At 52.5% G+C, this 20,336-nt stretch carries 19 protein-coding genes, 1 tRNA gene, 1 pseudogene and 1 riboswitch; of the genes and pseudogenes, 10 read left to right on the forward strand and 11 right to left on the reverse strand.

Translation table 11 applies throughout. The annotated features are described in order from the left end of the window. Positions 1–4 precede the first annotated feature (4 nt). From yidC to rpmH, 4 genes are read right to left on the reverse strand one after another with little or no spacing between them, the layout of a single operon-like run. Complete coding sequence (gene yidC, locus AC0L73_RS11965; protein ID WP_473653836.1) at positions 5–1,756, reverse strand: membrane protein insertase YidC; 1,752 nt, start codon at positions 1,754–1,756, stop codon at positions 5–7. Positions 1,757–1,777: 21 nt separating this feature from the next. Then, a complete protein-coding gene (gene yidD / locus AC0L73_RS11970; protein WP_227947990.1) occupies positions 1,778–2,062 on the reverse strand; it encodes a membrane protein insertion efficiency factor YidD in 285 nt (94 codons plus the stop codon). Further along, positions 2,059–2,433 carry a ribonuclease P protein component gene (gene rnpA, locus AC0L73_RS11975; protein ID WP_227947989.1) on the reverse strand — a complete coding sequence of 125 codons (375 nt, stop codon included), beginning with the start codon at positions 2,431–2,433 and terminating at the stop codon, positions 2,059–2,061. The genes yidD and rnpA overlap by 4 nt, the downstream gene beginning before the upstream one ends. 4 nt (positions 2,434–2,437) lie before the next feature. Continuing rightward, on the reverse strand, positions 2,438–2,572 hold the full coding sequence (rpmH, locus tag AC0L73_RS11980) for a 50S ribosomal protein L34 (protein ID WP_227947988.1): 135 nt from the start codon (positions 2,570–2,572) through the stop codon (positions 2,438–2,440). Positions 2,573–2,836: 264 nt separating this feature from the next. On the opposite strand from rpmH, the gene AC0L73_RS11985 reads away from it, so the two are divergent. Continuing rightward, positions 2,837–3,673: a TVP38/TMEM64 family protein gene (locus AC0L73_RS11985; RefSeq protein ID WP_227947987.1), complete on the forward strand. Its 837-nt coding sequence runs from the start codon at positions 2,837–2,839 to the stop codon at positions 3,671–3,673. An 11-nt stretch (positions 3,674–3,684) separates the two neighbouring features. Then, the gene (locus AC0L73_RS11990; RefSeq protein WP_473653837.1) at positions 3,685–5,115 is read left to right on the forward strand and encodes a dihydrolipoyl dehydrogenase family protein; all 1,431 of its coding nucleotides are present in this window, start codon (positions 3,685–3,687) and stop codon (positions 5,113–5,115) included. Between the two features lie 100 nt (positions 5,116–5,215). On the opposite strand, the gene AC0L73_RS11995 is transcribed toward AC0L73_RS11990, so the two are convergent. After that, positions 5,216–5,449: a hypothetical protein gene (locus tag AC0L73_RS11995; RefSeq protein WP_227947985.1), complete on the reverse strand. Its 234-nt coding sequence runs from the start codon at positions 5,447–5,449 to the stop codon at positions 5,216–5,218. Between the two features lie 130 nt (positions 5,450–5,579). Here AC0L73_RS11995 and AC0L73_RS12000 point away from each other — a divergent pair, with 130 nt between their 5' ends. The 3 genes from AC0L73_RS12000 (at position 5,580) to AC0L73_RS12010 (ending at position 8,286) form a co-directional block, all read left to right on the forward strand. Continuing rightward, on the forward strand, positions 5,580–6,971 hold the full coding sequence (locus AC0L73_RS12000) for a sensor histidine kinase (RefSeq protein ID WP_473653838.1): 1,392 nt from the start codon (positions 5,580–5,582) through the stop codon (positions 6,969–6,971). A gap of 74 nt (positions 6,972–7,045) precedes the next feature. Then, entirely contained in the window at positions 7,046–7,423 is a 378-nt protein-coding gene (locus AC0L73_RS12005; RefSeq protein WP_227947983.1) for a hypothetical protein, read from the forward strand. An 89-nt stretch (positions 7,424–7,512) separates the two neighbouring features. Then, entirely contained in the window at positions 7,513–8,286 is a 774-nt protein-coding gene (locus AC0L73_RS12010) for a methyltransferase domain-containing protein (RefSeq protein WP_227947982.1), read from the forward strand. Here AC0L73_RS12010 and ggt read toward each other — a convergent pair whose 3' ends face one another. Then, positions 8,287–10,011 carry a gamma-glutamyltransferase gene (gene ggt, locus AC0L73_RS12015; RefSeq protein WP_227947981.1) on the reverse strand — a complete coding sequence of 575 codons (1,725 nt, stop codon included), beginning with the start codon at positions 10,009–10,011 and terminating at the stop codon, positions 8,287–8,289. It lies immediately after the preceding gene. Positions 10,012–10,114: 103 nt separating this feature from the next. Here ggt and AC0L73_RS12020 point away from each other — a divergent pair, with 103 nt between their 5' ends. Together AC0L73_RS12020 and AC0L73_RS12025 are read left to right on the forward strand one after the other, a co-directional pair. Beyond that, a complete protein-coding gene (locus AC0L73_RS12020; RefSeq protein WP_227947980.1) occupies positions 10,115–11,101 on the forward strand; it encodes a P1 family peptidase in 987 nt (328 codons plus the stop codon). Between the two features lie 32 nt (positions 11,102–11,133). Continuing rightward, positions 11,134–12,612 carry an ABC transporter substrate-binding protein gene (locus AC0L73_RS12025; protein WP_227947979.1) on the forward strand — a complete coding sequence of 493 codons (1,479 nt, stop codon included), beginning with the start codon at positions 11,134–11,136 and terminating at the stop codon, positions 12,610–12,612. A 106-nt stretch (positions 12,613–12,718) separates the two neighbouring features. On the opposite strand, the gene AC0L73_RS12030 is transcribed toward AC0L73_RS12025, so the two are convergent. Then, positions 12,719–13,465 carry a glutathione peroxidase gene (locus AC0L73_RS12030; protein ID WP_227947978.1) on the reverse strand — a complete coding sequence of 249 codons (747 nt, stop codon included), beginning with the start codon at positions 13,463–13,465 and terminating at the stop codon, positions 12,719–12,721. Positions 13,466–13,682: 217 nt separating this feature from the next. Continuing rightward, positions 13,683–13,887: riboswitch (cobalamin riboswitch) on the forward strand. Positions 13,888–13,923: 36 nt separating this feature from the next. Between AC0L73_RS12030 and AC0L73_RS12035 the strand changes: the two genes are divergently transcribed. Then, positions 13,924–14,553 carry a HupE/UreJ family protein gene (locus AC0L73_RS12035; protein WP_473653839.1) on the forward strand — a complete coding sequence of 210 codons (630 nt, stop codon included), beginning with the start codon at positions 13,924–13,926 and terminating at the stop codon, positions 14,551–14,553. Between the two features lie 85 nt (positions 14,554–14,638). Here the strand turns inward: AC0L73_RS12035 and AC0L73_RS12040 are convergent, their stop codons facing one another. Beyond that, complete coding sequence (locus tag AC0L73_RS12040; protein ID WP_227947976.1) at positions 14,639–15,808, reverse strand: hypothetical protein; 1,170 nt, start codon at positions 15,806–15,808, stop codon at positions 14,639–14,641. 277 nt (positions 15,809–16,085) lie between these two features. On the opposite strand from AC0L73_RS12040, the gene AC0L73_RS12045 reads away from it, so the two are divergent. Then, positions 16,086–16,162: transfer RNA gene (locus tag AC0L73_RS12045), tRNA-Arg, on the forward strand. Between the two features lie 57 nt (positions 16,163–16,219). Here the strand turns inward: AC0L73_RS12045 and AC0L73_RS12050 are convergent. Next, a complete protein-coding gene (locus AC0L73_RS12050) occupies positions 16,220–16,591 on the reverse strand; it encodes a winged helix-turn-helix transcriptional regulator (RefSeq protein ID WP_227947975.1) in 372 nt (123 codons plus the stop codon). A gap of 86 nt (positions 16,592–16,677) precedes the next feature. Here AC0L73_RS12050 and AC0L73_RS12055 point away from each other — a divergent pair, with 86 nt between their 5' ends. Further along, on the forward strand, positions 16,678–17,427 hold the full coding sequence (locus tag AC0L73_RS12055; protein WP_473653840.1) for an SDR family NAD(P)-dependent oxidoreductase: 750 nt from the start codon (positions 16,678–16,680) through the stop codon (positions 17,425–17,427). Positions 17,428–17,531: 104 nt separating this feature from the next. Here AC0L73_RS12055 and AC0L73_RS12060 read toward each other — a convergent pair whose 3' ends face one another. Then, positions 17,532–17,981, reverse strand: coding sequence for a YaiI/YqxD family protein (locus AC0L73_RS12060; protein ID WP_227947973.1), 450 nt, complete (start codon positions 17,979–17,981; stop codon positions 17,532–17,534). 12 nt (positions 17,982–17,993) lie between these two features. Next, positions 17,994–20,325, reverse strand: a pseudogene (locus AC0L73_RS12065) (xanthine dehydrogenase family protein molybdopterin-binding subunit). Positions 20,326–20,336 lie beyond the last annotated feature (11 nt).

Below are 20,336 nucleotides of genomic sequence, written 5' to 3' on the forward strand. Positions count from 1 at the left end.
TTCGTCAGCTTTTTCCGCCTGTGCCAGAAACGGAGACCCCCATCCGCTTCATGATGAACCACTGCTGAGCCATGCTGAGAATGTTGTTCCATGTCCAGTAAATCACCAGGCCAGCGGGGAAACTTGCCAACAGATAGGTGAAGAAGATCGGCATGAACAAGAAGATCTTCGCCTGCACCGGATCAGCTGGTTGCGGGTTAAGCCTCTGTTGTAAGAACATGCTGAGACCCATCAGGAGCGGGAGAAAACCAATCATCAGGAACTGCGGCGGATCCCAAGGGATCAACCCAAAGAGGTTGAAGATGGTCGTAGGATCTGGTGCCGCCAGATCCTTGATATAGCCGTAAAAAGGCTGATGCCGCATCAACAGGGTCACGAACAGCACTTTATAGAGCGCAAAGAATATCGGGATCTGCAGCACAATAGGCAAGCACCCGGCGGCAGGGTTTGCTTTTTCCCGCTTATACAGCGCCATCATTTCCTGATTGAGTTTTTGTTTGTCTTCGCCATATTTCTCGCGAAGCTTCACCATCTCCGGCTGCAGGCGTTTCATCTTGCTCATTGATACATATGATTTGTGGGCAAGCGGCAGCAGGATGATTTTGATGATGACCGTCAAAGCCATAATGGCGAGGCCGAGGTTACCAATCCAGCCATTGAGGAATTCAAGCGCAAAATATATCGGCTTGGTCAGGAAGTAGAACCAGCCCCAGTCGATCGCAAGATCGAAGCGGTCGATCTTATATTCTTCCTCATAGGTATCGAGAACCGAAACGACCTTGGCACCTGCGAACAAATGATTGGTCAGGCCGACTGTTTCGCCGTTCGGGACATTGATACCTTCTTGATTTAGAAAGTCCGTCTGGTATCTCTGGCCCTGCGCGGCATAGGAAAAGCGGGCCTTGATATTGGTTTCCTGATTGGGAACCAGTGCTGTCAGCCAGAACTTATCGGTAATTCCGAGCCAGCCGCCAACGGAGGAAAAGCTTTCGTTATTTCCTTCTTGAAGGTCGTCATAGTCGATTTCTTCCAGCGTTTCATTAAGAACGCCGATTGGACCTTCGTGGAGAATATAGAAGTTGGTTGTCTCGGGCGTGCCATGACGGGAAATCAGGCCATAGGGATAGAGCGTGACGGGCGCACCGGTATTATTCTCAACCATCTGTTCAATCGCGAACATATAGTTGTTGTCAACCGAAATGGTCCGGTGAAATACTATGCCTTCGCCATTATCCCAGGTCAGTGCTAATGGACTTTCCGGGGTAAGTTCTGTGTTTTCCGTTGTCCAAACCGTTTGTGCGCCGGGAAGCTTGATATTCGCGCCAGGCGCGGGGCTCCAACCAAACTCCGCATAATAAGGATGCGGGCTGCCGGCCGGTGACAAGAGCTTGATTTCAGGGCTCGTCGGGCTAACTGTTTCGCGATAGTCGATGAGAGTAAGGTCGTCAAGGCGCGCACCGGTCAGGGAAACGGAGCCATGAAGCGCGGGCGTATTGATTTTAATCCGGTCAGCTTTTTGAAGGCTTTGCGCCCGAGTCATGCCGCTCTGACCTGAAGCCCCTTGTATGCTTGGCGCACTTGCGCCATCAACCGCAGCAGACGGAATTTGGGACGGGGTATCGCCGTTGGCCGTTGAGGTTTCAGTTTGCTGCTGCTCGGCCTGCTCCATCTGCGGGCCTTCAACGAAATATTGGAACCCGAAAATAATCAGGAAACAAAGAACGATCGCAATGACCAGGTTTTTCTGATCCGACATTATTTTTACAGCCCTTACGTTTTATTCAATGCGGGCGCGACCCGAGAGGTCCGTTGCGCCATGATGACATTTTCCATGTTTATGTGGTACCGGATCGTATCCCTCTCCGCCGAACGGATGGCACCGCGCCAGTCGCCGCAGGGTCAGCCAGCCACCCGTCAAGGGGCCATGCACTAACAACGCTTCCATCGCGTAGGAAGAGCAACTGGGAGAATAGCGGCAGCTTGTTGGCAACATAGGCGAAATGAAATAGCGGTAAAACCGTATTGGCAGGATGAGAGCCACGGAGAGAATCTTTCCGATCATGATTTGCTCCGCCGATGTGATGTGTCCGCGCCGACCTTGCCAATTGCTGTGCGCAGGTCTGACTTCAGTTCATCAAACTGCCGATCTGTTGTTTTGGCCCGGCCAATCAGAACAAAATCCCATCCCGCCTCAGCGTGATTTGGAATAATCTCCCGTGCGACAGCGCGAAGGCGGCGTTTAATACGATTCCGGACGACCGCGTTGCCAACTTTTTTGGTCACAGTAAAGCCCACGCGCGCGACGTCGGCCTTTTGGGGGCTTGGGTCACGGGCGGCCTGAAGCACCATCCCCGGTGCAGCCCATTTGCGGCGAACGGACGCAACACGGAGGAATTCCGCGCGTTTTTTTAGCCGTTCAACGCCTATCGGCATGGGATTAGGCTGAAAGGCTCTTACGGCCTTTAGTGCGGCGATTAGCAAGAACGCGGCGTCCGCCGACCGTTGCCCGGCGGGCACGGAATCCATGGCGGCGAGCGCGCACAAGTTTGCTCGGTTGATATGTACGTTTCAAGAGACTTCTCCGTCGATCATCCGCGCGATCTGCGCGAAGGGAAAACAAGCCCCGCTGTATAAGGTTTCTCCCCGGTTAAGTCAATGCGGGAGATAAATTTTGCAGCTTTGCAGGGCGGGGCGGTTCAATTCGGCTCACTTTTGGGTGAAAGGGCCTTTCGAAACTATCGAGGAACCATAAGTTTCGATAAGTTTCAAGGCGGACCGTTTGTTATTTTAAAGGAATTGCCGGTGTACGCTAAATTTTGTCCCGAAGGAGGGATTTATGTTAGGTTTCGACAAACAGATGCCGGTAGCGCGGGCAGGGGGCGAATCAGCCATGGGTAAGGCCACGGATCAAAACGGTGACGGCGGGAATGGCTTCTCTCTCAAGAAAATGTTGCCGTTGCTGCTCATTGCGGTGGCCATTGGTACATTTTTTATTCTGGGCCTTGATGATTATCTGACGTTCCGGGCGCTCAGCGATAATCGCGACCGCTTGATTGATTTTGTATCGGCAAATTTCCTGCTGGCTGCGCTTCTCTATATGGGGCTCTACATTGTCGTTGTTGCATTCTCGCTACCGGGCGGCTTACTGATGACAGTAACCGGCGGGTTTCTCTTCGGATGGGTTGCTGCGGGATTCATGACAGTTTTTGCGGCGACCTTCGGTGCGACACTCCTGTTCCTGATCGCGGCAACTTCCCTTGGTGAACCTCTTCGCAAGAAAGCGGGTCCGAAACTGAAAAAGCTCGAAGACGGGTTTGCAGAAAACGCACTCAGCTATTTGTTGTTCCTGCGTTTGGTTCCGTTATTTCCGTTTTGGCTCGTCAATATCGCGCCAGCGTTTTTGGGGGTGAAACTCAGCACCTACATCATTGGGACATTTATCGGCATCGTTCCGGGAACCTTTGTCTTTGCCTTTCTTGGCGGGGGGCTCGACAGTATTATTCGTGAACAGCAAGCCAAGTATCAGGCTTGCATGGATAGTGGGCAGAGCGGTTGCGTGCTGGATTTCCAGATTACGTCCCTTGTGACGACGGAGATACTATTTTCATTCTTTGCGCTTGGTGTCATTGCTCTTTTGCCGATCGTCCTGAAGAAATTCCGAAATAAAGCGTAGGAGCATTCCTTATGGCAAAGCAGGTCAAGACAGATATTTGTGTGATTGGCGGCGGTTCTGGCGGTCTTTCTGTTGCAGCAGGCGCGAGCCAGATGGGGGCGAAAACAGTTCTTATCGAAGGGAGCAAGATGGGCGGCGATTGCCTGAACTACGGCTGTGTCCCGTCAAAGGCGCTGATCGCTGCGGCAAAAAAGGCGTCGTGCCTGAAGAATGCCAGCGACTTCGGTATAACAGGACAGGCGCCAAGCGTTGATTTTCCGAAAGTCATGGATCATGTACAGGAGGTTATTGGGTCTATCGCACCCCATGATTCGGTTGAGCGTTTCGAAGAGCTGGGCGTTGAGGTGATTCAGGGCTATGGCCGTTTTGTTTCAGAAAATGAACTCGAAGTTGGCGATACGCGGGTAACTGCCCGCCGTTTTGTGATTGCAACAGGATCGAGCGCGACGGCCCCACCCATCCCGGGCATGGAAGACGCCGGATATCTGACTAATGAAACGATTTTTGAAAATCGTGTGCAACCTGATCACCTGATCGTTATTGGTGGCGGGCCGATCGGCCTTGAAATGGCGCAGGCTCACGCCCGGCTCGGGTCGAAAGTAACGGTGCTAGAGGCGTTCAAGGCATTCGGCCGGGATGATCCTGGTTTAAGCGCTGTCGTCCTTAAAACCCTCCGGGAGGAAGGGGTCGATATTCGTGAAGGAGTAAAAATATCCGACGTAAAAAAAGATGCGGGCGGTGCCTATCAGGTCTCACTGGGTGAAGACTCATCGGCGGAAGTGCTGGTCGGATCGCATTTGCTTGTCGCCGCCGGGCGCAAGGCAAATGTTGAAGGCCTTAATCTTGAGGCAGCAGGTGTGGAATACTCCCCCAAAGGTGTAACTGTTGATTCTCGCCTGCGCAGTACAAATAAGAAGATCTATGCCATTGGCGATGCCGCCGGTAGCTATCAGTTCACTCACATAGCCGGGTATCACGCCGGAATCTTTATTCGAAACGCGCTCTTCCGTCTTCCTGCAAAGGTCGATTACAGTGCTGTGCCCTGGGTCACCTTTACCGATCCGGAGCTAGCCAATGTCGGCCTGAGTGAAGATGCTGCGCGCGAACAATACGGGGATAAGATAAAAGTCCTCTCCTTTCCTTTTGCTGATATCGATCGGGCAAGGGCGGAACGGCAAACGGACGGTATGATCAAGGCGATTACCACTGATAAAGGGCGTATATTGGGTGCAGGTATCGTTGGCCCACATGCGGGCGAGTTGATTCATCCCTGGGGCGTCGCGATCACCGGGAAGCTCAAAATTGGGACAATGGCGAGCTATATAGCGCCTTATCCCACACTCGGTGAAATCAGCAAACGGGCAGCGGGTAGCTACTATACACCCAGCCTTTTCAGTTCTCGCACCCGCGCGGTGGTGAAGTTTCTCTCTTTCTTTGGATAGCCTTTTCGATAACGCGTTCGTTATCGCAGTTGATTCGGAATCCAGCCTCAAAAGAGGCATTGTTCCGTTAAGCAATAATTGCTTGACGGGATATCAGAAATTAACAGGAGAGACTTATGTTCAAGGAAGTATTAACCGCCGCCGCGATCGCCTCTATGGCTGCAACTGCGGCAATGCCAACTGCAATGGCCGGCTGTGCACCGAAAAAAGCGTGTAACGCCTGCGCCGCTAAGAAGGCCTGCAATCCCTGTAACCCTTGCGCCGCAAAGAAAGCTTGTAACCCGTGCAACCCTTGCGCTGCGAAAAAGACCTGTAATCCTTGTAACCCCTGCAAGGCTAATCCATGCGCTGCCAAAAAGAGCTAATGCGCAGGAACAGAAGTATTTCGAGTATTTAAGCGTTTGCATCGGATCGGCCGGTATCATTAAGTTGATACCGGCCCACTTTTTGATCTATTCTGAAGAATGGCTTTATTGCGAAAAATAGTTGCGCCCTTCCGCAGTCTCTCCGCGCGGCTGCTGATCTTGACGCTTGTTTTTGTCATGCTGGCAGAAGTTTTGATTTTCGTGCCGTCCATCGCCTTTTTTCGGCTGAACTACCTCGTCAAGAAAACAGACTTTGCCCATCTCGCAACCCTTTCACTGCTGGCGTCGCCAGATAATATGGTGTCTGAGGAACTGCGGGAGGAATTACTGTTCCGTGTCGGCGCCCGAAGTGTTGTGCTGCATGGCGCGAATTCGCGGCTCCTGATCCTGAGTGAGAATATGCCGCCCGCCATCGATGCGGAATTCGATCTCGCCCACCAAAGCCCATTTACCCTGATCGAGCATGCGTTTATGAGCCTGATGGTCGGGCCGGGGCGGATAATCCGGATTATCAGCCCGATCGAGAACGAGCCAAATTCCATGCTAGAAGTGGTTATTGACGAGGCTCCCCTGATAGATGCCATGTATGATTATGCATGGAATATTTTCTGGTTGTCCCTGATTATCTCGACCCTGACGGCAATCCTTGTCTATTTGACGCTTCATTGGCTTATGGTGCGACCGATGCGACGTTTAAGCGAAAGTATGATCGCCTTTCGCCGCGCACCGGAAGATATCAGTACTGCCGTTGTCCCCTCCGGTCGGCGCGATGAAATCGGTGTTGCCGAGCACGAACTTGAAATCATGCAGACGCGCCTTCGGGCGGCCCTGAAGCAGAAGCAACATCTTGTCGCGCTTGGTACAGCCGTCACCAAGATTAGCCATGACCTTCGAAACATCCTCTCCACCTCCCAGATTGTCAGTGACAGTCTGTCCGAGGTGAAGGACCCGAAAGTGCAGAAGGTGGTTCCCCGGTTGATGACAAGTATTGATCGGGCGATAGATCTTTGTACGCAGACTTTAAAGTACGGCCGGGCCGATGAGCAGGAGCCAAAAAAAGAGCGGTTCCTTTTGGAGCCACTGGTGAATGAGGTAAAAACATCTGTGGGGCTGCGGGAAAATAATGGCATTACTTGGCGGAATAAAATTCCGGCGGGGTTAATGTTGAACGCTGATCGCGACCAGTTCTATCGGATCCTGCTCAATCTCTGCCGGAATGCGGTGCAAGCGATGGAGGGGGATGGCACCATTGATATCCACGCCTTGCGCGCGGGTTCGCGGACCTTGATCCGAATATGCGATTCTGGACCGGGCTTGCATGCAAAGGCGAGGGAGCATTTGTTCGAACCCTTCTCTGGTTCCGCGCGTGCAGGCGGCACAGGGCTCGGCCTTTCCATCGCGCGCGAGCTAATTGTTGCTCATGGTGGAGAGGTCACGCTTGAGCGGACCGGTAGCTCGGGCACAATTTTTTGCATCGAAATACCTGATTAACGCAATGTAAACGCTCCTTCGATAGGCTGGCCGGGTAAACTTGGGCCAGTTTGTTCGGATGATAGGTATTCTGCATGACGACTATGCGGGCTATGACAATAATGGGGTTAATTGGGGCTGCCGTCACGATAAGCGGTTGTTCCAGTGATATTTTCAAAACGGTCGACAAAAATGTCGCCGGCATCTTTGGCGATTCCTGTTCTTTCACCAATCTTTCTTCTGGGGATGACTTCTGCCCAAGCAAGAAAGAGACATTCGTCCAGCCGCCACTTTACTGTTATAAAACGCTCGGCAGTGTTAATTGCTACCGCGAAGAAAACCCCTATGTAACGGAAAAGTCGCTTAGGGTGCGTAAAGTACCGGCACTGGTGTCCGGTGGCGTGGAAAATATCTCCGTTGAAGAATTCGAACGTTTGCAAGCCGCAAAGGCAGATACGGTCTCTGCTGACTAGCCGCGTTGATTTTTTCTCGAAACGCCGCTGTATTTGCCGCATAAAATTGCTACCTTATAGATAATTGACAACAAGGAGGCAACGCGGAGATGGCATGGAACCCGGAACAATATACTCTTTTCTCCGATCATCGGCTGCGTCCAGCGCTGGATCTGTTGTCGCAGGTGCCGCTTATTTCACCTTCCGTTATCTATGATCTTGGTTGTGGTACGGGAAATGTCACGGCGCTCCTCTCGCAACATTGGAATGAGTCGATTATTACCGGCATCGACAGTTCCGAGGAAATGCTCGCCAAGGCACGTCGCGATCACCCGTCCATCGAATGGAAGCTCACGGACATCGGTCGATTTTCCCCGACCAGCAAGGGTAATCTGATCTTCAGCAATGCGGCACTTCACTGGCTGGACGATCATGAAAATCTATTTCCCAACCTTCTGAAGCAACTGCGCCCAGGTGGTGTGCTGGCCGTGCAGATGCCGAATAACTTTTCCGCCCCGTCTCATCAGAATTTGTATGATCTCGCCCAGTCCCCGGAATGGATCGACAGGCTGGGGCATCTGGTTCGGCCCGCACCGGTACACAACATCAACTGGTATTTCGATCTATTGTCGCCACTGGCAGAAAAAGTCAATATCTGGGAGACTACCTACTTTCAGGTCCTGAAAGGTAAGGACGCCGTTCTGGAATGGACAAGGGGCACCGCGCTTCGACCATTCCTCGCGGCTCTGGGCACAGAAGAAGCAGAGTTGTTCGAAAGCCAGTATGCCGAAATGCTTCTGGATTCCTATCCTGTCAGTCAGGATGATTCGACCCTGTATCCATTTTCCCGTCTCTTTATTGTCGTACAATTGCCCGAAGACTAATTAATGCGCATCACCGGTAAGCACAACGCCTTCGCGCCGCGGGTCTGCGCCGCCTTCAAGACCACTATTCGTAATCCGGATGCCATGAAGCCCGCTGTTGAGAGCGCGGACTTTGACGTCGTGGCCCATGGCTTCCAGCTCAGATTGGAGGTCTTCAAGGGGCGTGTCTGCTTCAATGTCGAGAGAGCCATTCCGGTTTATGAAATGAGGCAACGCGATAGCCGACTGCATGTCCATATTCCAGTCGAGTGAGGCAACAATTGTTTTCAGGACATAGCCGATAATCCGGCTACCGCCGGGAGACCCAATAACCATCTGCAGATTTCCGTCCCTGTCGAACACCATTGTTGGGGACATGGAACTGCGCGGCCGTTTGTTGGGCTCAATCCGGTTGGCGACGGGTCCGTCTTCCGTGGCGGGGTAGAAGGAAAAATCGGTCAGCTGGTTATTGAGAATGAACCCGTTGGTCATGAGGCGGGAACCGAACACATTCTCAACGGATGTGGTCATGGAGACGGCATTGCCCGCGCTATCCATAATGCTGAAATGGCTGGTGGAGGGAAGTTCGATCGCGTTATCCAAGCCGAGGGAGCCTTGTTTCTCAACCGGGTTACCCGCAGAAAAGGGCAAAGGTGATTCGCCGGGTTTGACTAGCTTGACCCTATTTTCAACATATTCCTCGCCCAGTAACCCCTTGATCGGTATATCGATAAAGTCTCCATCGCCAAGATATTTCCCGCGATCGGCGAAGGCAAGGGCGCTTGCTTGCGCGATAAGATCGATTGCCTCAGCGCTACTCGGGCTGATTGTGGGCATATCCCATGTCTCAAGGACGCGCAAAGCTTGTAACAGCGTAATTCCGCCGGACGTTGGCGGCCCCATGCCACATACATGATGCAGGCGATAAGGCGCACAAACCGGCTTTCTTTTTATCGCCTGATAATTTGCCATATCGTCGAGTGTGAGCAGACCTGGATTCTGGTTATCGCTGCGGACTGTCTCGACAATCGCTTTCGCTATATCACCGCGATAAAATGCCTCCGCTCCGCCCCTGGCGATTTTTTTTAAAGTTGCTGCAAGGGCGGGATTTTTGAGGCGGGTGCCTTCGGGTTTCGCAGTCCCGTCGGCGTTATAGAAGTAAGTGGCAGCTGCAGCCTTGGTTTTCAGGTATTTATCCCGGTCGAGCAGGTAATGAAGACGTGGGGAAATAAGAAAGCCTTCATCTGCCAGCTTGATCGCCGGGTCGAACAGGTCCTTCCAGGGCAGGATCCCATATTCCTTATGTGCTTTTGCCAGCATGGCGACAACCCCGGGAACGCCAACTGATCCGCCTCCGACGACCGCCTCATAAAATTTCTTGCGGGTACCGTCTGTTTTCAGGAAATGTGTTTCTGTCACAGCGGCGGGCGCAGTCTCCCGCCCGTCATAAGTTTCAAGCTCCTTTGTTTCGCCATTGAAATGGAGTAAAAACGCGCCGCCGCCGATGCCGGAGGATTGTGGCTCTACTAGGGTCAGCACCATCTGAGTGGCAATCGCCGCATCGACCGCACTACCGCCGCGCGCGAGCATATCCCGTCCGGCTTCAGCTGCGAGCGGGTTGGCAGCGGCTATCATGAATTTATTGCCGGTTTCTGCCCGAGTTGGTGAGGAGAGTACCACGCAAAACAACGCAAACGTCAGCATTCGGCAACACGGAGACATCTGGAACAGGGAAAGGGCGGTCATGAAAAAGAACTCCTTGTTAGAAATTTTTGCGGCCGCGAAGATAAGTTGACCGATTGTTTGGCCAAGGCTAACGTTACGGAAACAAAAGCAAAAGATAAATATCATGAACAAACCTGGCACCAAAAATCTTATAACAGATGTTGATGGCGTAAAAATTGGCAATGCCGAAGATGCACGGGCAATGACGGGTGTCACGGCGATTATACCTGATACGCCTGCGGTTGCCGGGGTCGATGTCCGTGGCGGCGGCCCCGGGACCCGTGAAACTGAGGCGCTTAACCCTGACTGTCTGGTGGAACGGGTGGAAGGTATCGTTCTAAGCGGTGGATCTGTCTTCGGACTGGAGGCGGCGGCCGGTGCCGTTATGGCGCTCGCGAAACAAGGGCGCGGCTTCGATGTGAGAGGCATTCGTGTCCCGATTGTTCCGTCGGCTATTTTATTCGATCTGGCCAATGCCGGTAGTAAGGATTGGGGGGATATGCCTCCCTATCGTCAACTCGGAATGGAAGCCGTGGAAAATGTGACGGATGATTTTCCTCTTGGCAATATTGGCGCAGGGTACGGCGCCGCCGCCGGTAAGATGAAAGGCGGATTGGGGAGCGCCTCTCTGATCAGTGAGGACGGTGTGCAGGTCGGGGCGATTTTCGCTGTAAACCCGGTCGGCAGTGTTGTTATGCCCGGAACGCGTCATTTTTGGGCTTGGCCGTTCGAGCAGAAATCGGAATTTGGTGGCATGGGGTCACCCGATCTTGCCGGGGATATATCATTGGATATGCCGACCGAGTCGCGCCTTGCCGAAAATACAACTATTGGTGTTGTCGCAACGAATATTGCCCTAACAAAATCAGAAGCCAAGCGAGTCGCCATCATGGCCCATGATGGCCTTGCGCGTGCAATTAGGCCTGTACATACCCCCTTTGACGGCGATAGTATTTTTGCAATATCGACGGAAAAAGAAGAGTTATCAGGCCCAAGACCATTCGGTGTGGCGAAGATCGGCACAATGGCTGCCGATTGTGTCGCAAGATCCATTGCCCGGGCTGTTTATAACGCCAGAAGTTTAGGCGGATTGCCGGGATATATGTCCTAAATATTGAGGTTTTATACAAGGGAGAGAAGTCTATGAAGAGAATACTTATTGCCGCCGCCCTTGCTGGTGCCGTGTTGGCGCCGCTATCGGCTCAGGCAGCGAATGACACTGTTACTTTCGCCCAGCGGTTGGAGCCGCCTGGGCTTGACCCGAGAACTGGCGCAGCCGCAGCGATTTCGCTTACCACACTTTATAATGTCTATGAGGGCCTGACCCGCATGGATGAAAAAAGCATGATCCATCCGGCTCTTGCGGAAAGTTGGACCATCAGTGATGACGGCCTTACCTATACCTTTAAGTTGGTCGAGGGAGCGAAATTCCACGACGGTGCGGATTTCGACAGCTCCGACGTTAAATACACGTTTGAGGCCAACGCCGCTGAAGACAGCCAAAATAAGCGTAAAGATCGCTTTGCCAATATGGAAAGCATTGAGACGCCAGATGCTAATACTGTGGTTATCAAGCTTAAAGAGCGCCGCCCGGCCCTACTTGAGCAGTTGAGCGAATCTACAGCCGTGATTGTCGATCCGGCATCGGATGCGACCAACGCAACCAATCCGGTTGGCACGGGTCCGTATAAAGTTGCAAGTTGGACGAAAGGCGATAGCCTGAAGCTGACGGCGGCTGATACCTATCGTGCCAAAGACGACGTTGCGATCAAGAATGTCACGATCCGCTTTATCAGTGATGGTCCGGCGCGTCTTGCTGCGCTGCTCGCTGGCGATGTGGATGTTGCGGATATCCCGAAGGAGCTGATCGGCAGTGACGCCCTGAAGGACGATTTCAATGTTGTGGTCGGAAACACAAACGGTGAAACCATTCTCAGCACCAACAATGCGGATGAAGCACTTTCAAAGTTGAAAGTCCGTCAGGCAATCGCACATGCGATCAATCGTCAGGAACTGATTGATGGTGCGATGTTTGGTTTTGGAACGCCAATCGGAACGCATTTCGCACCACATCATCCGGATTATCTCGATCTGACTGGAACTTATCCATTTGACCCTGAAAAATCCAAGCAGCTTCTTGCCGAGGCAGGATATCCGGACGGATTGGAGCTTTCATTGAAGCTACCGCCAGTGGATGACTACGCCCGTAAAGGTGGACAGATTGTTGCAGCACAGCTTGAAAAAGCCGGCTTCAAAATCAAAATTGAGAATGTTGACTGGCCGAAATGGCTTGATGAAGTCTACAAAAAGAAAAACTATGACCTGTCAATTGTCTCGCATGTAGAACCAATGGATATTGGCATTTACGCTCGTGAAAACTACTACTTCAATTATAATAATCCGAAGTTCAACGAAGTGGTTGCCGCAGCTGAATCTGCAGCTTCACCAGCTGAACGCACAGAACTTTTGCAGACCGCGCAGAAGATTCTGGCTGAAGATGCCGTAAACGGCTTTATGTTCCAGTTGCCGCGTGTGGTTGTGGTTCGCAATGGGCTGAACGGTGTATGGAACGATCTGCCATTCTTCGTCACCGATGCGTCACGGATGTCCTGGAGTGATTAACGTCCTTTAGGTCTATCAAACGCTGTAAAAAAACCCGCTGGCTCTCACCAGCGGGTTTTTTTGAAGAAGGAAAATTGACGAAACCTTCTTCGCGGTATTTGGAAATTTATGCGGCGGCGGATTTGCCGGCGCCAAGATAGTTTTCCAACTCGTCAGCACCACCGATTTTCTGGCCGTCGATAAAAATCTGCGGTGTGGTCAGGACGCCAGAAACGGCTCTCAGGGAGCGCATTGTTGCATCGCTACCGAGAATGATTTCCTCATATCCAAGACCGGCTTTCTCCAATGCAGCTTTGGCCCTTGTACAATGGCCACAGCCCGGCTTTGAAAAGACCGTAATCGCCTTTGGCTTCTCTGCGCTCGGGCTCAGATATTCGAGCATTGTGTCCGCATCTGAAACTTCAAACGGATCGCCTTCGACATCAGGCTCAATGAACATTTTTTCTATGACGCCGTCATTGACCAGCATTGAATAGCGCCAGCTCCGGTTACCAAAGCCAAGATCATCCTTATTTACAAGCATGCCCATGCCTTCGGAGAAAGCGCCTGTCCCATCCGGGAGGAAGGTAATGTTCTCAGCTTTCTGGTCTTTCTTCCACTCGTTCATGACAAATGTATCGTTGACCGAAAGACAGATGACTCTGTCGACGCCAGCTTTCTCGAGAGTCGGAACAAGCTCGTTGTATCGGGGGAGATGCGACGAAGAGCATGTTGGTGTAAAGGCTCCGGGAAGAGCAAACAGGACAACTTTCTGGCCTTTGAAAAGCTCATCCGTTGTCACATCGCACCAGCTATCGCCGTCACGTGTCTTGAAGGTGACATTCGGGACTTTCTGTCCTTCCATATTTTTCATCTTTTTAACTCCATCAGTATGCAAATTCTTGTCGTGAGCCATATATATTCAGCTCAGAAATTTATGCAAGTAGTTTTTAGAATTATTTTAATATATGAGATGTGAGACCTAAAAATACCCGATAACATCTCGTCGAAACTATCATTTCAGTCTGCTCTCTGCCTGCAAAAGATTTCAATTGGCAGTAATTGCCGCTGGTCATCATCGATGGCAGTTGATAGAGTTTGCCGAAGGCGGTTCTATCGATTTTATCGGTCAGTTAAAAGGGAATATAGTGAGGACGGTTTAGCGTCCAATTCTATGGCTGCCCCCGCAACTGTTAGCGCGAAGGGGCTTTCAAAGATGCCACTGGATCATTCTGGGAAGGTAGAAAGCACCGTGATAGCGCAAGCCAGGAGACCTGCCGCTGACAGGACGTAAAGACAATTCGTCGGGTGAGACGAAAACAGGAGAATGACATGCGATATAGAATAGCGGCGACGACAGTGCTTGCTGCACTGATGGTTCCAACACTGGCTTTTGCGCATCATCCAATGGGTGGCGCGACACCTAGTAATTTCACGGAAGGTCTTTTGTCAGGCATTGGGCACCCAATTATCGGGATCGATCACTTGGCCTTCGTGGTTCTGGTCGGCTTGGCAGCGGTCTTTCTGACACGAAAATATATTGCGCCTCTTGCCTTTATTCTGGGAACAATTGCCGGATGTTTGCTGATCACAAATGGAGTGGCGCTTCCCTTCGCTGAACTGGTGATCACCGGATCGGTTATTCTTCTGGGCGCATTGGTGGTGTCGGGTAAGAAAATCCCTGCGGCCCTTCATATGGCGATCTTTGCTATTGCCGGCCTGTTTCATGGCGGCGCCTATGGTGAGGCAATTGTTGGTGCAGAAAATATGCCGCTTGTTGCCTATCTCATCGGGTTCGCGGCTATTCAATATTCAATTGCCATCGGCGCTGGATTTATTGCTGAAAAAGTCTGGCACGCTACTGAGACCGCAGCGGCAAAGCCACGCATTGCTGGTGCTGTTGCCGCCGGTGTCGGCATTGCCTTTTTCGTTGAGAATGTCGAAGGCATGATCTTCGGATAAAGAATATTCGGTCGCGGAGGCGGCTCTAGAAAAGAAAAAGCGACGGATTTACCGTCGCTTTTTTTATTGCCGTAATAGTCAGATTTTACCGGACGTATACATGTACCTCGTTAGAGGCAACATTTGCATTCGCTGTGCTGGCAAGTTTAACGCGCGACGCAGGCAGGCCCATGTCAATGAGAGACCTAAGGACCCGTTCAGCATTTTGCACTGACTTCACCTGATTGTTAGCCAGATTGCTGTTCAGCGGTGCAATGGAGACCACATCGAAAGAAGATTGCGGCCGTTCCTGCATGGTGCGGCTGATCGCATCATAGAGAGCCTGTTCATAGGCGACATCGTCCCGGTCGAAGCGGATAATTACCAACGCCTGACGTTCCCCAGATGTCGTATCCGCCGCCTTGGCCGTTTCAAGGTAATTACGCGTGCCAGCGCTTGATCCCAAGAATCCACCGTTCTTGATTGCGATCGACGTGTTGGTGAGGTTCATCCGCTCAGTACCCACATAGGCTGTCTGGCGGTTAATATCATTGGTGAGCTGGTTAAGGAGACGGTTTGTCAGGACGGAAGTCCGGCTTGTTTCATCCTCCAACACCGTCAACTGGCGGTGATCTTCTTCTATCGCGCCGCTAAGCTCAAAGGCGGACTGTACCGATTCGAGCAAGAAACCAACCTCACCCGCGTCCCCTGCGACTGTATTCGCAAGGTTGTTCATCTCCGAAACATCCGCCGCAATTTTTTCCAGGTCGCTTTGGGCTTCATTCCACTGGCTGATCAGGATCGGGTTACCCTTGGTCGTGCCGATCTGAAGGCGTGCATTGATGGCGGCCATGGTTCCGTGATAGCGCTGCGACGTTGCGGTGGTCGAGGCTTCCATTGCCTCGAATTGGGCGCTGCTCTGGTTGACGCGTGCCTGCAGAGCCCGGAGGCTGTCACGCAACGTTTCAACCCGCTGTCCAACGACAGTGCCCGTACTTGGCGCTGTGGTGACCTCCGGCAGTTGGAACCGGCTTGCTGTGGTAGCCTGTGGTGCGGGCGCAGCTCCGGCTGAAGAGGCAGATGCCAAGGCCGCTTGTGTCGCTGTGGGATCTGCGGACATTGCCGCCTTCTCTGCGCTGGCAACGGCTTCCTGGCCCGATTTCGTGGGCGCCGGATCGCCCGCCAGGGGCGGTAGCAGTTTTTCATCAACAAAAGAGCAACTCGCGACGAGTAACACGGCGCTGACTGCAACGGGACGGGTAAGGTTGAGTACCATGGTTGTAAAACACTCTTAGTTTCTGTGCGCGCAAAAACCCGGTAGCGGGAGGGCAATTTCGCCGTTCCATGCCGAGCGGTTATTGTAACCGGAAATCAGTGGCAGATAGTATCTAATGAAAAGCGTGGCGACAAGAAGCGATTTCGACACAACTTTTTAAGAAAATCTGGTTTAATCGCTTGCATTGCCTCCCCCTTTTGATTAATTTCCCGATCCTCAGGCAGGCGCCACATGCAATTCGCGCCTTGCTGTCGGTCAAAGACAGGCTGGCAAATAAGCACCGGTAGCTCAGCTGGATAGAGCACTAGACTACGAATCTAGGGGTCGGGAGTTCGAATCTTCCCCGGTGCGCCACTTTCTTTTTGTCACTCTATACCGATGCGGCCTGACATGTCTCGCATAGTAGATGCGTTAGGACGACGCCCCTTCTTTCCGTTTAGAGATCACTTTCTCGATAACCTCCGAGTTTCTTTCGCCCCAGCCGCACAGCGGGACCATAGCTTCGATGAGGCTCTCGCCAAATGGCGTCAACGTATAGTCGACACGTGGCGGGACTTCTTTGTAATCCGTGCGTAAAACGACACCATGCGCCTCGAGTTCCTTTAATTGCTGGATTAGCATCTTGTGGCTGACGCCGCGCACTTCCCGCTTTAACTCGCCGTACCGCTTTGGTCCATGGCCGAGGAAAAAGAGGATCAACGGCTTCCACTTTCCGCCAATGATACGCAGGGATGCGTCGAGACCGCAGATAAAGGGGGATGGTTCTGTGGATTCTGTATTCATTCCTTATACTTACCAAAAGGTGCATACTTGTCAAAAAGAAACTATTCCATATCTCCAGATTAGTTTCAAATAAAGGAGATCAAATCATGGGTAAGCTTGAAGGAAAAACAGCTGTCATCACCGGTGGCGCAAGCGGGATCGGCCTGGCGACAGCTAAGCGGTTTTTGGCCGAAGGCGCATTTGTCTATATTTTCGGGCGTCGGCAGGATGCTCTGGACGCTGCATTGGACGAACTTGGCACAAACGCACGCGCAATTCGTGGCGACATCACGAACCTGGCGGATCTGGATAATCTGTTCGAAACGGTGAAAACTGAGAAGGGCGGTGTCGATATTTTGTTCGCCAATGCCGGGATTGGTGAGTTTTCCTCCCTTGGCGAGATTTCCCCGGACCATTACGCTCAAACATTTGAGATAAACGTCAAAGGCACGCTATTTACGGTTCAAAAGGCGCTTCCGCTGCTTGCGTCTGGCAGCTCAATTATCCTGACAGGGTCGACTGTGGGGGTGACGGGTACGCCCGCTATGAGCGTTTACAGTGCATCAAAAGCAGCAGTTCGTAACTTCGCCCGAAGCTGGGCTCTCGATCTCAAGGGCACGGGTGTCAGGGTCAATGTCCTCTCCCCTGGGGCAACGGAAACGCAAAAGCTCAAGGATATTTTTGCAACAACCGGGGTGGAAGATGAAATTGTCGCAGGCTTCATTGAAAAGACGCCCTTGGGCCGGATCGGCGATCCTTCCGAAACGGCAGCTGTTGCAGCGTTCCTCGCCTCTGACGATAGCAGCTTTATGACTGGTAGCGAAGTATTCGTCGACGGCGGGTATGCCCAGATTTGATGCTTCGAATGTAGAGATAACAAGAGAATAATCCCTTATTATCTGCCGCCAAGAAAATAAGTATTGGCGGCAGATAAGATCTTGGAGATGAGTGGGGAGTAACCCTATCCCTTCTGCAGTTTCTGCAGAGTGTTCTCCAATACATTCAGGAACTGGCTGCGGTCTTTTTTACTGAACGGGGCGTTGCCGCCTGAGATATCGCCGGTTTCGCGAAGATGCGCGTTAAGGTCGCGCATGGCGAGGGACATGCCGATGGATTGTTCGGTAAAGGCCTTACCAGACGGGCCGAGGACGACAGCAGATTTCTTGAGAGCTCTATCCGCAAGCGGTATATCCGATGTAATAACGACATCACCCGAATTCGCATTTTCGGCAATCCAGTTATCTGCCGCATCAAAGCCATCATCGACGACAATTTGCTCGATAAGCTGGCTTTGCGGAATGCGCATCCAGCTATTGCTGACCACATAGGTCGTCAATTGGTGCCGCCCGGCGACGCGATAAATTTCGTCCTTTACCGGGCAGGCATCTGCATCAATGAAAATCCTGGTCAAGCGGCAGACCGTCTAACTTGCTTGCTGGATGATATTCCACACCCGCTGCGGCGTTGCGGGCATGTCGACATGACGGACACCAAGATCGGCAAGGCCGTCTATAATCGCGTTTATGACGGCGGGCGGCGCGCCAATACACCCAGCTTCCCCACAGCCTTTAACGCCCATCGGGTTCATGGTACAGGGGACCTCGATCGTTTCATAGAGTAGATCAAGCGGGATATTGTCCGCGCGTGGCATGCCATAATCCATGTAGGATCCGGTCAGGAGCTGCCCATCGTCGCTATAGACCGTATGTTCGGTAAGAGCACTGGCCAATTCCCTGACCGACGCCGCCAATGACCTGATTGCGGACCAGAGCTGGATTGACGATTGTGCCGAAGTCATCGACGATGACATAGCGGACAACCTCTGTCGCGCCGGTGAGTTCATCGATTTCGACCTCTGCAATATGGCAGCCGTTGGGATAGGTGAATGCCTCGACCGTGAAGCTTGCTTCTGAATCCAGACCCTCCGCGAGGTTCTCCGGAAGTTGTCCCAGACCTCGGGCGCGATGGGCCAGTTCAAGAATGCCGATCTTGCGGTCCGTTCCGGCGATTGCAAATTCGCCCTCCTCGGCTGAGAACTCGATATCCACAGCCGCCGCTTCAAGGAAGTGGCCTGCAAGCTCTTTCCCTTTATTGATCACCTCGTCACTCGCCGCATGGATGGCCGGTCCTTGCGTTGTGAGGGACCGGGAGCCGCCTGTGCCGCCACCTGACTTGATCTTGTCCGTATCGCCCTGAACAATCTCAATATTCTCAAAAGGGACACCCAGCCGCTCTGCGACAATCTGTGCATAGGCGGTCGAATGGCCCTGTCCGGAGGATTGAGTGCCGACAGCAACTGTTACATGATCATCGTCCTCGAAACGGATAGTGGCAGTCTCAGTTGGGTTGCCGGCAGTTGCCTCGATATAATAACACATGCCGATACCTCGACGTTTTCCGTTCGCGGCGGAGGCATCGCGGCGCTCGGCGAAATTCGCCCAGTCGGATGTTACGAGCGCCCGATCCATAATTCGCTCAAATTCCCCACTGTCATAAACGCAGCCGGTAGAGGTCGTATAAGGGATAGCAGAAACGGGAATGAAGTTCTTGCGGCGGATCTCATCTTGCCCGAGACCAAGTTCTCGCGCAGCTGTATCCATCAGCCGTTCGATCACATAAATGGCTTCTGGCCGGCCCGCGCCGCGATAGGCATCTACTGGCACTGTATTAGTGAAGACGCCGATGCTGCGGTAATAGAAATTTGGGATGTCATAGACGCCCGGCAGAACTTTTACTGCCGCCATAGTCGGGATCAACGGGCCGAAAGTGGATAGATAAGCGCCGAGGTTGGCATTGGTTTCCACCATCATGCCGGTAATTTTGTGATCGGCATCGAAAGCGAGCTTGGCGCGGGTCACATGATCGCGCCCTTGCGTATCGGAAAGAAATGCGTCGCTTCGTTCCCCAATCCATTTGATCGGCCGTCCTAGCTTGCGGGAAGCCCAGACCGTGACGGCGCATTCAGAATAGAAGAAAAGCTTCATGCCGAAGGCCCCGCCGACATCCGGTGTGAGGACGCGTATGTCTTCTTCCGGTAAATGCAAAATGGAGTTGGCCAGTAAGGAGCGGAGGACCCAGCCACCTTGCGTACCCATATGCACGGTCATTTTTCCCGCAGTGCCGTTCCAATCCGCGATCAGGCCGCGTGGTTCCATTGAATTAACGACAACCCGGTTGTTGATCAGTTCAATCTCGGTGACATGGTCCGCCTTGGCAAAGACGTCCTGAATGTTCTTCTCATCCCCCTGATCCCAGTCGAAGGCAACATTGTTCGGGACATTGTCATGGACCAGCGGCTGACCCGGCGCGTTCGCTGTTTTCGTATCAACGACGACGTCCTCTTCTTCGAAATCGACATAGATCAATTCTGCGGCGTCTTTTGCCTGAGTAAGAGTTTCCGCAATAACATAGGCGATATTATCACCCACGTAGCGAACCTTTTCCGTGGCGAGCACCTGATGGCCGGGGTCCGCACGATCACTGCCGTCCCGATTTTTAAGCGGAATCATGCAGGGGAGCTGGTTTGCCTTGTCGGCTTCCAGTTCCTGTCCGAGGATGATGTCTACGACACCCGGGGCCTGTTTCGCCTCGTCAATGTCGATGGAGAGGATTTTTCCGTGGGCGACCGGCGACCGCAGCATATATCCATAAAGCTGCCCATCCAGTGAGATGTCGTCGGTATATTCGCCCGTTCCGGTGATAAGACGAAAATCCTCTTTACGCTCCACTGACTGATTTACACCAAATTTCACCATTTTTCTGTCCA

The organism is Sneathiella sp. D3-11 (genome assembly GCF_055809395.1).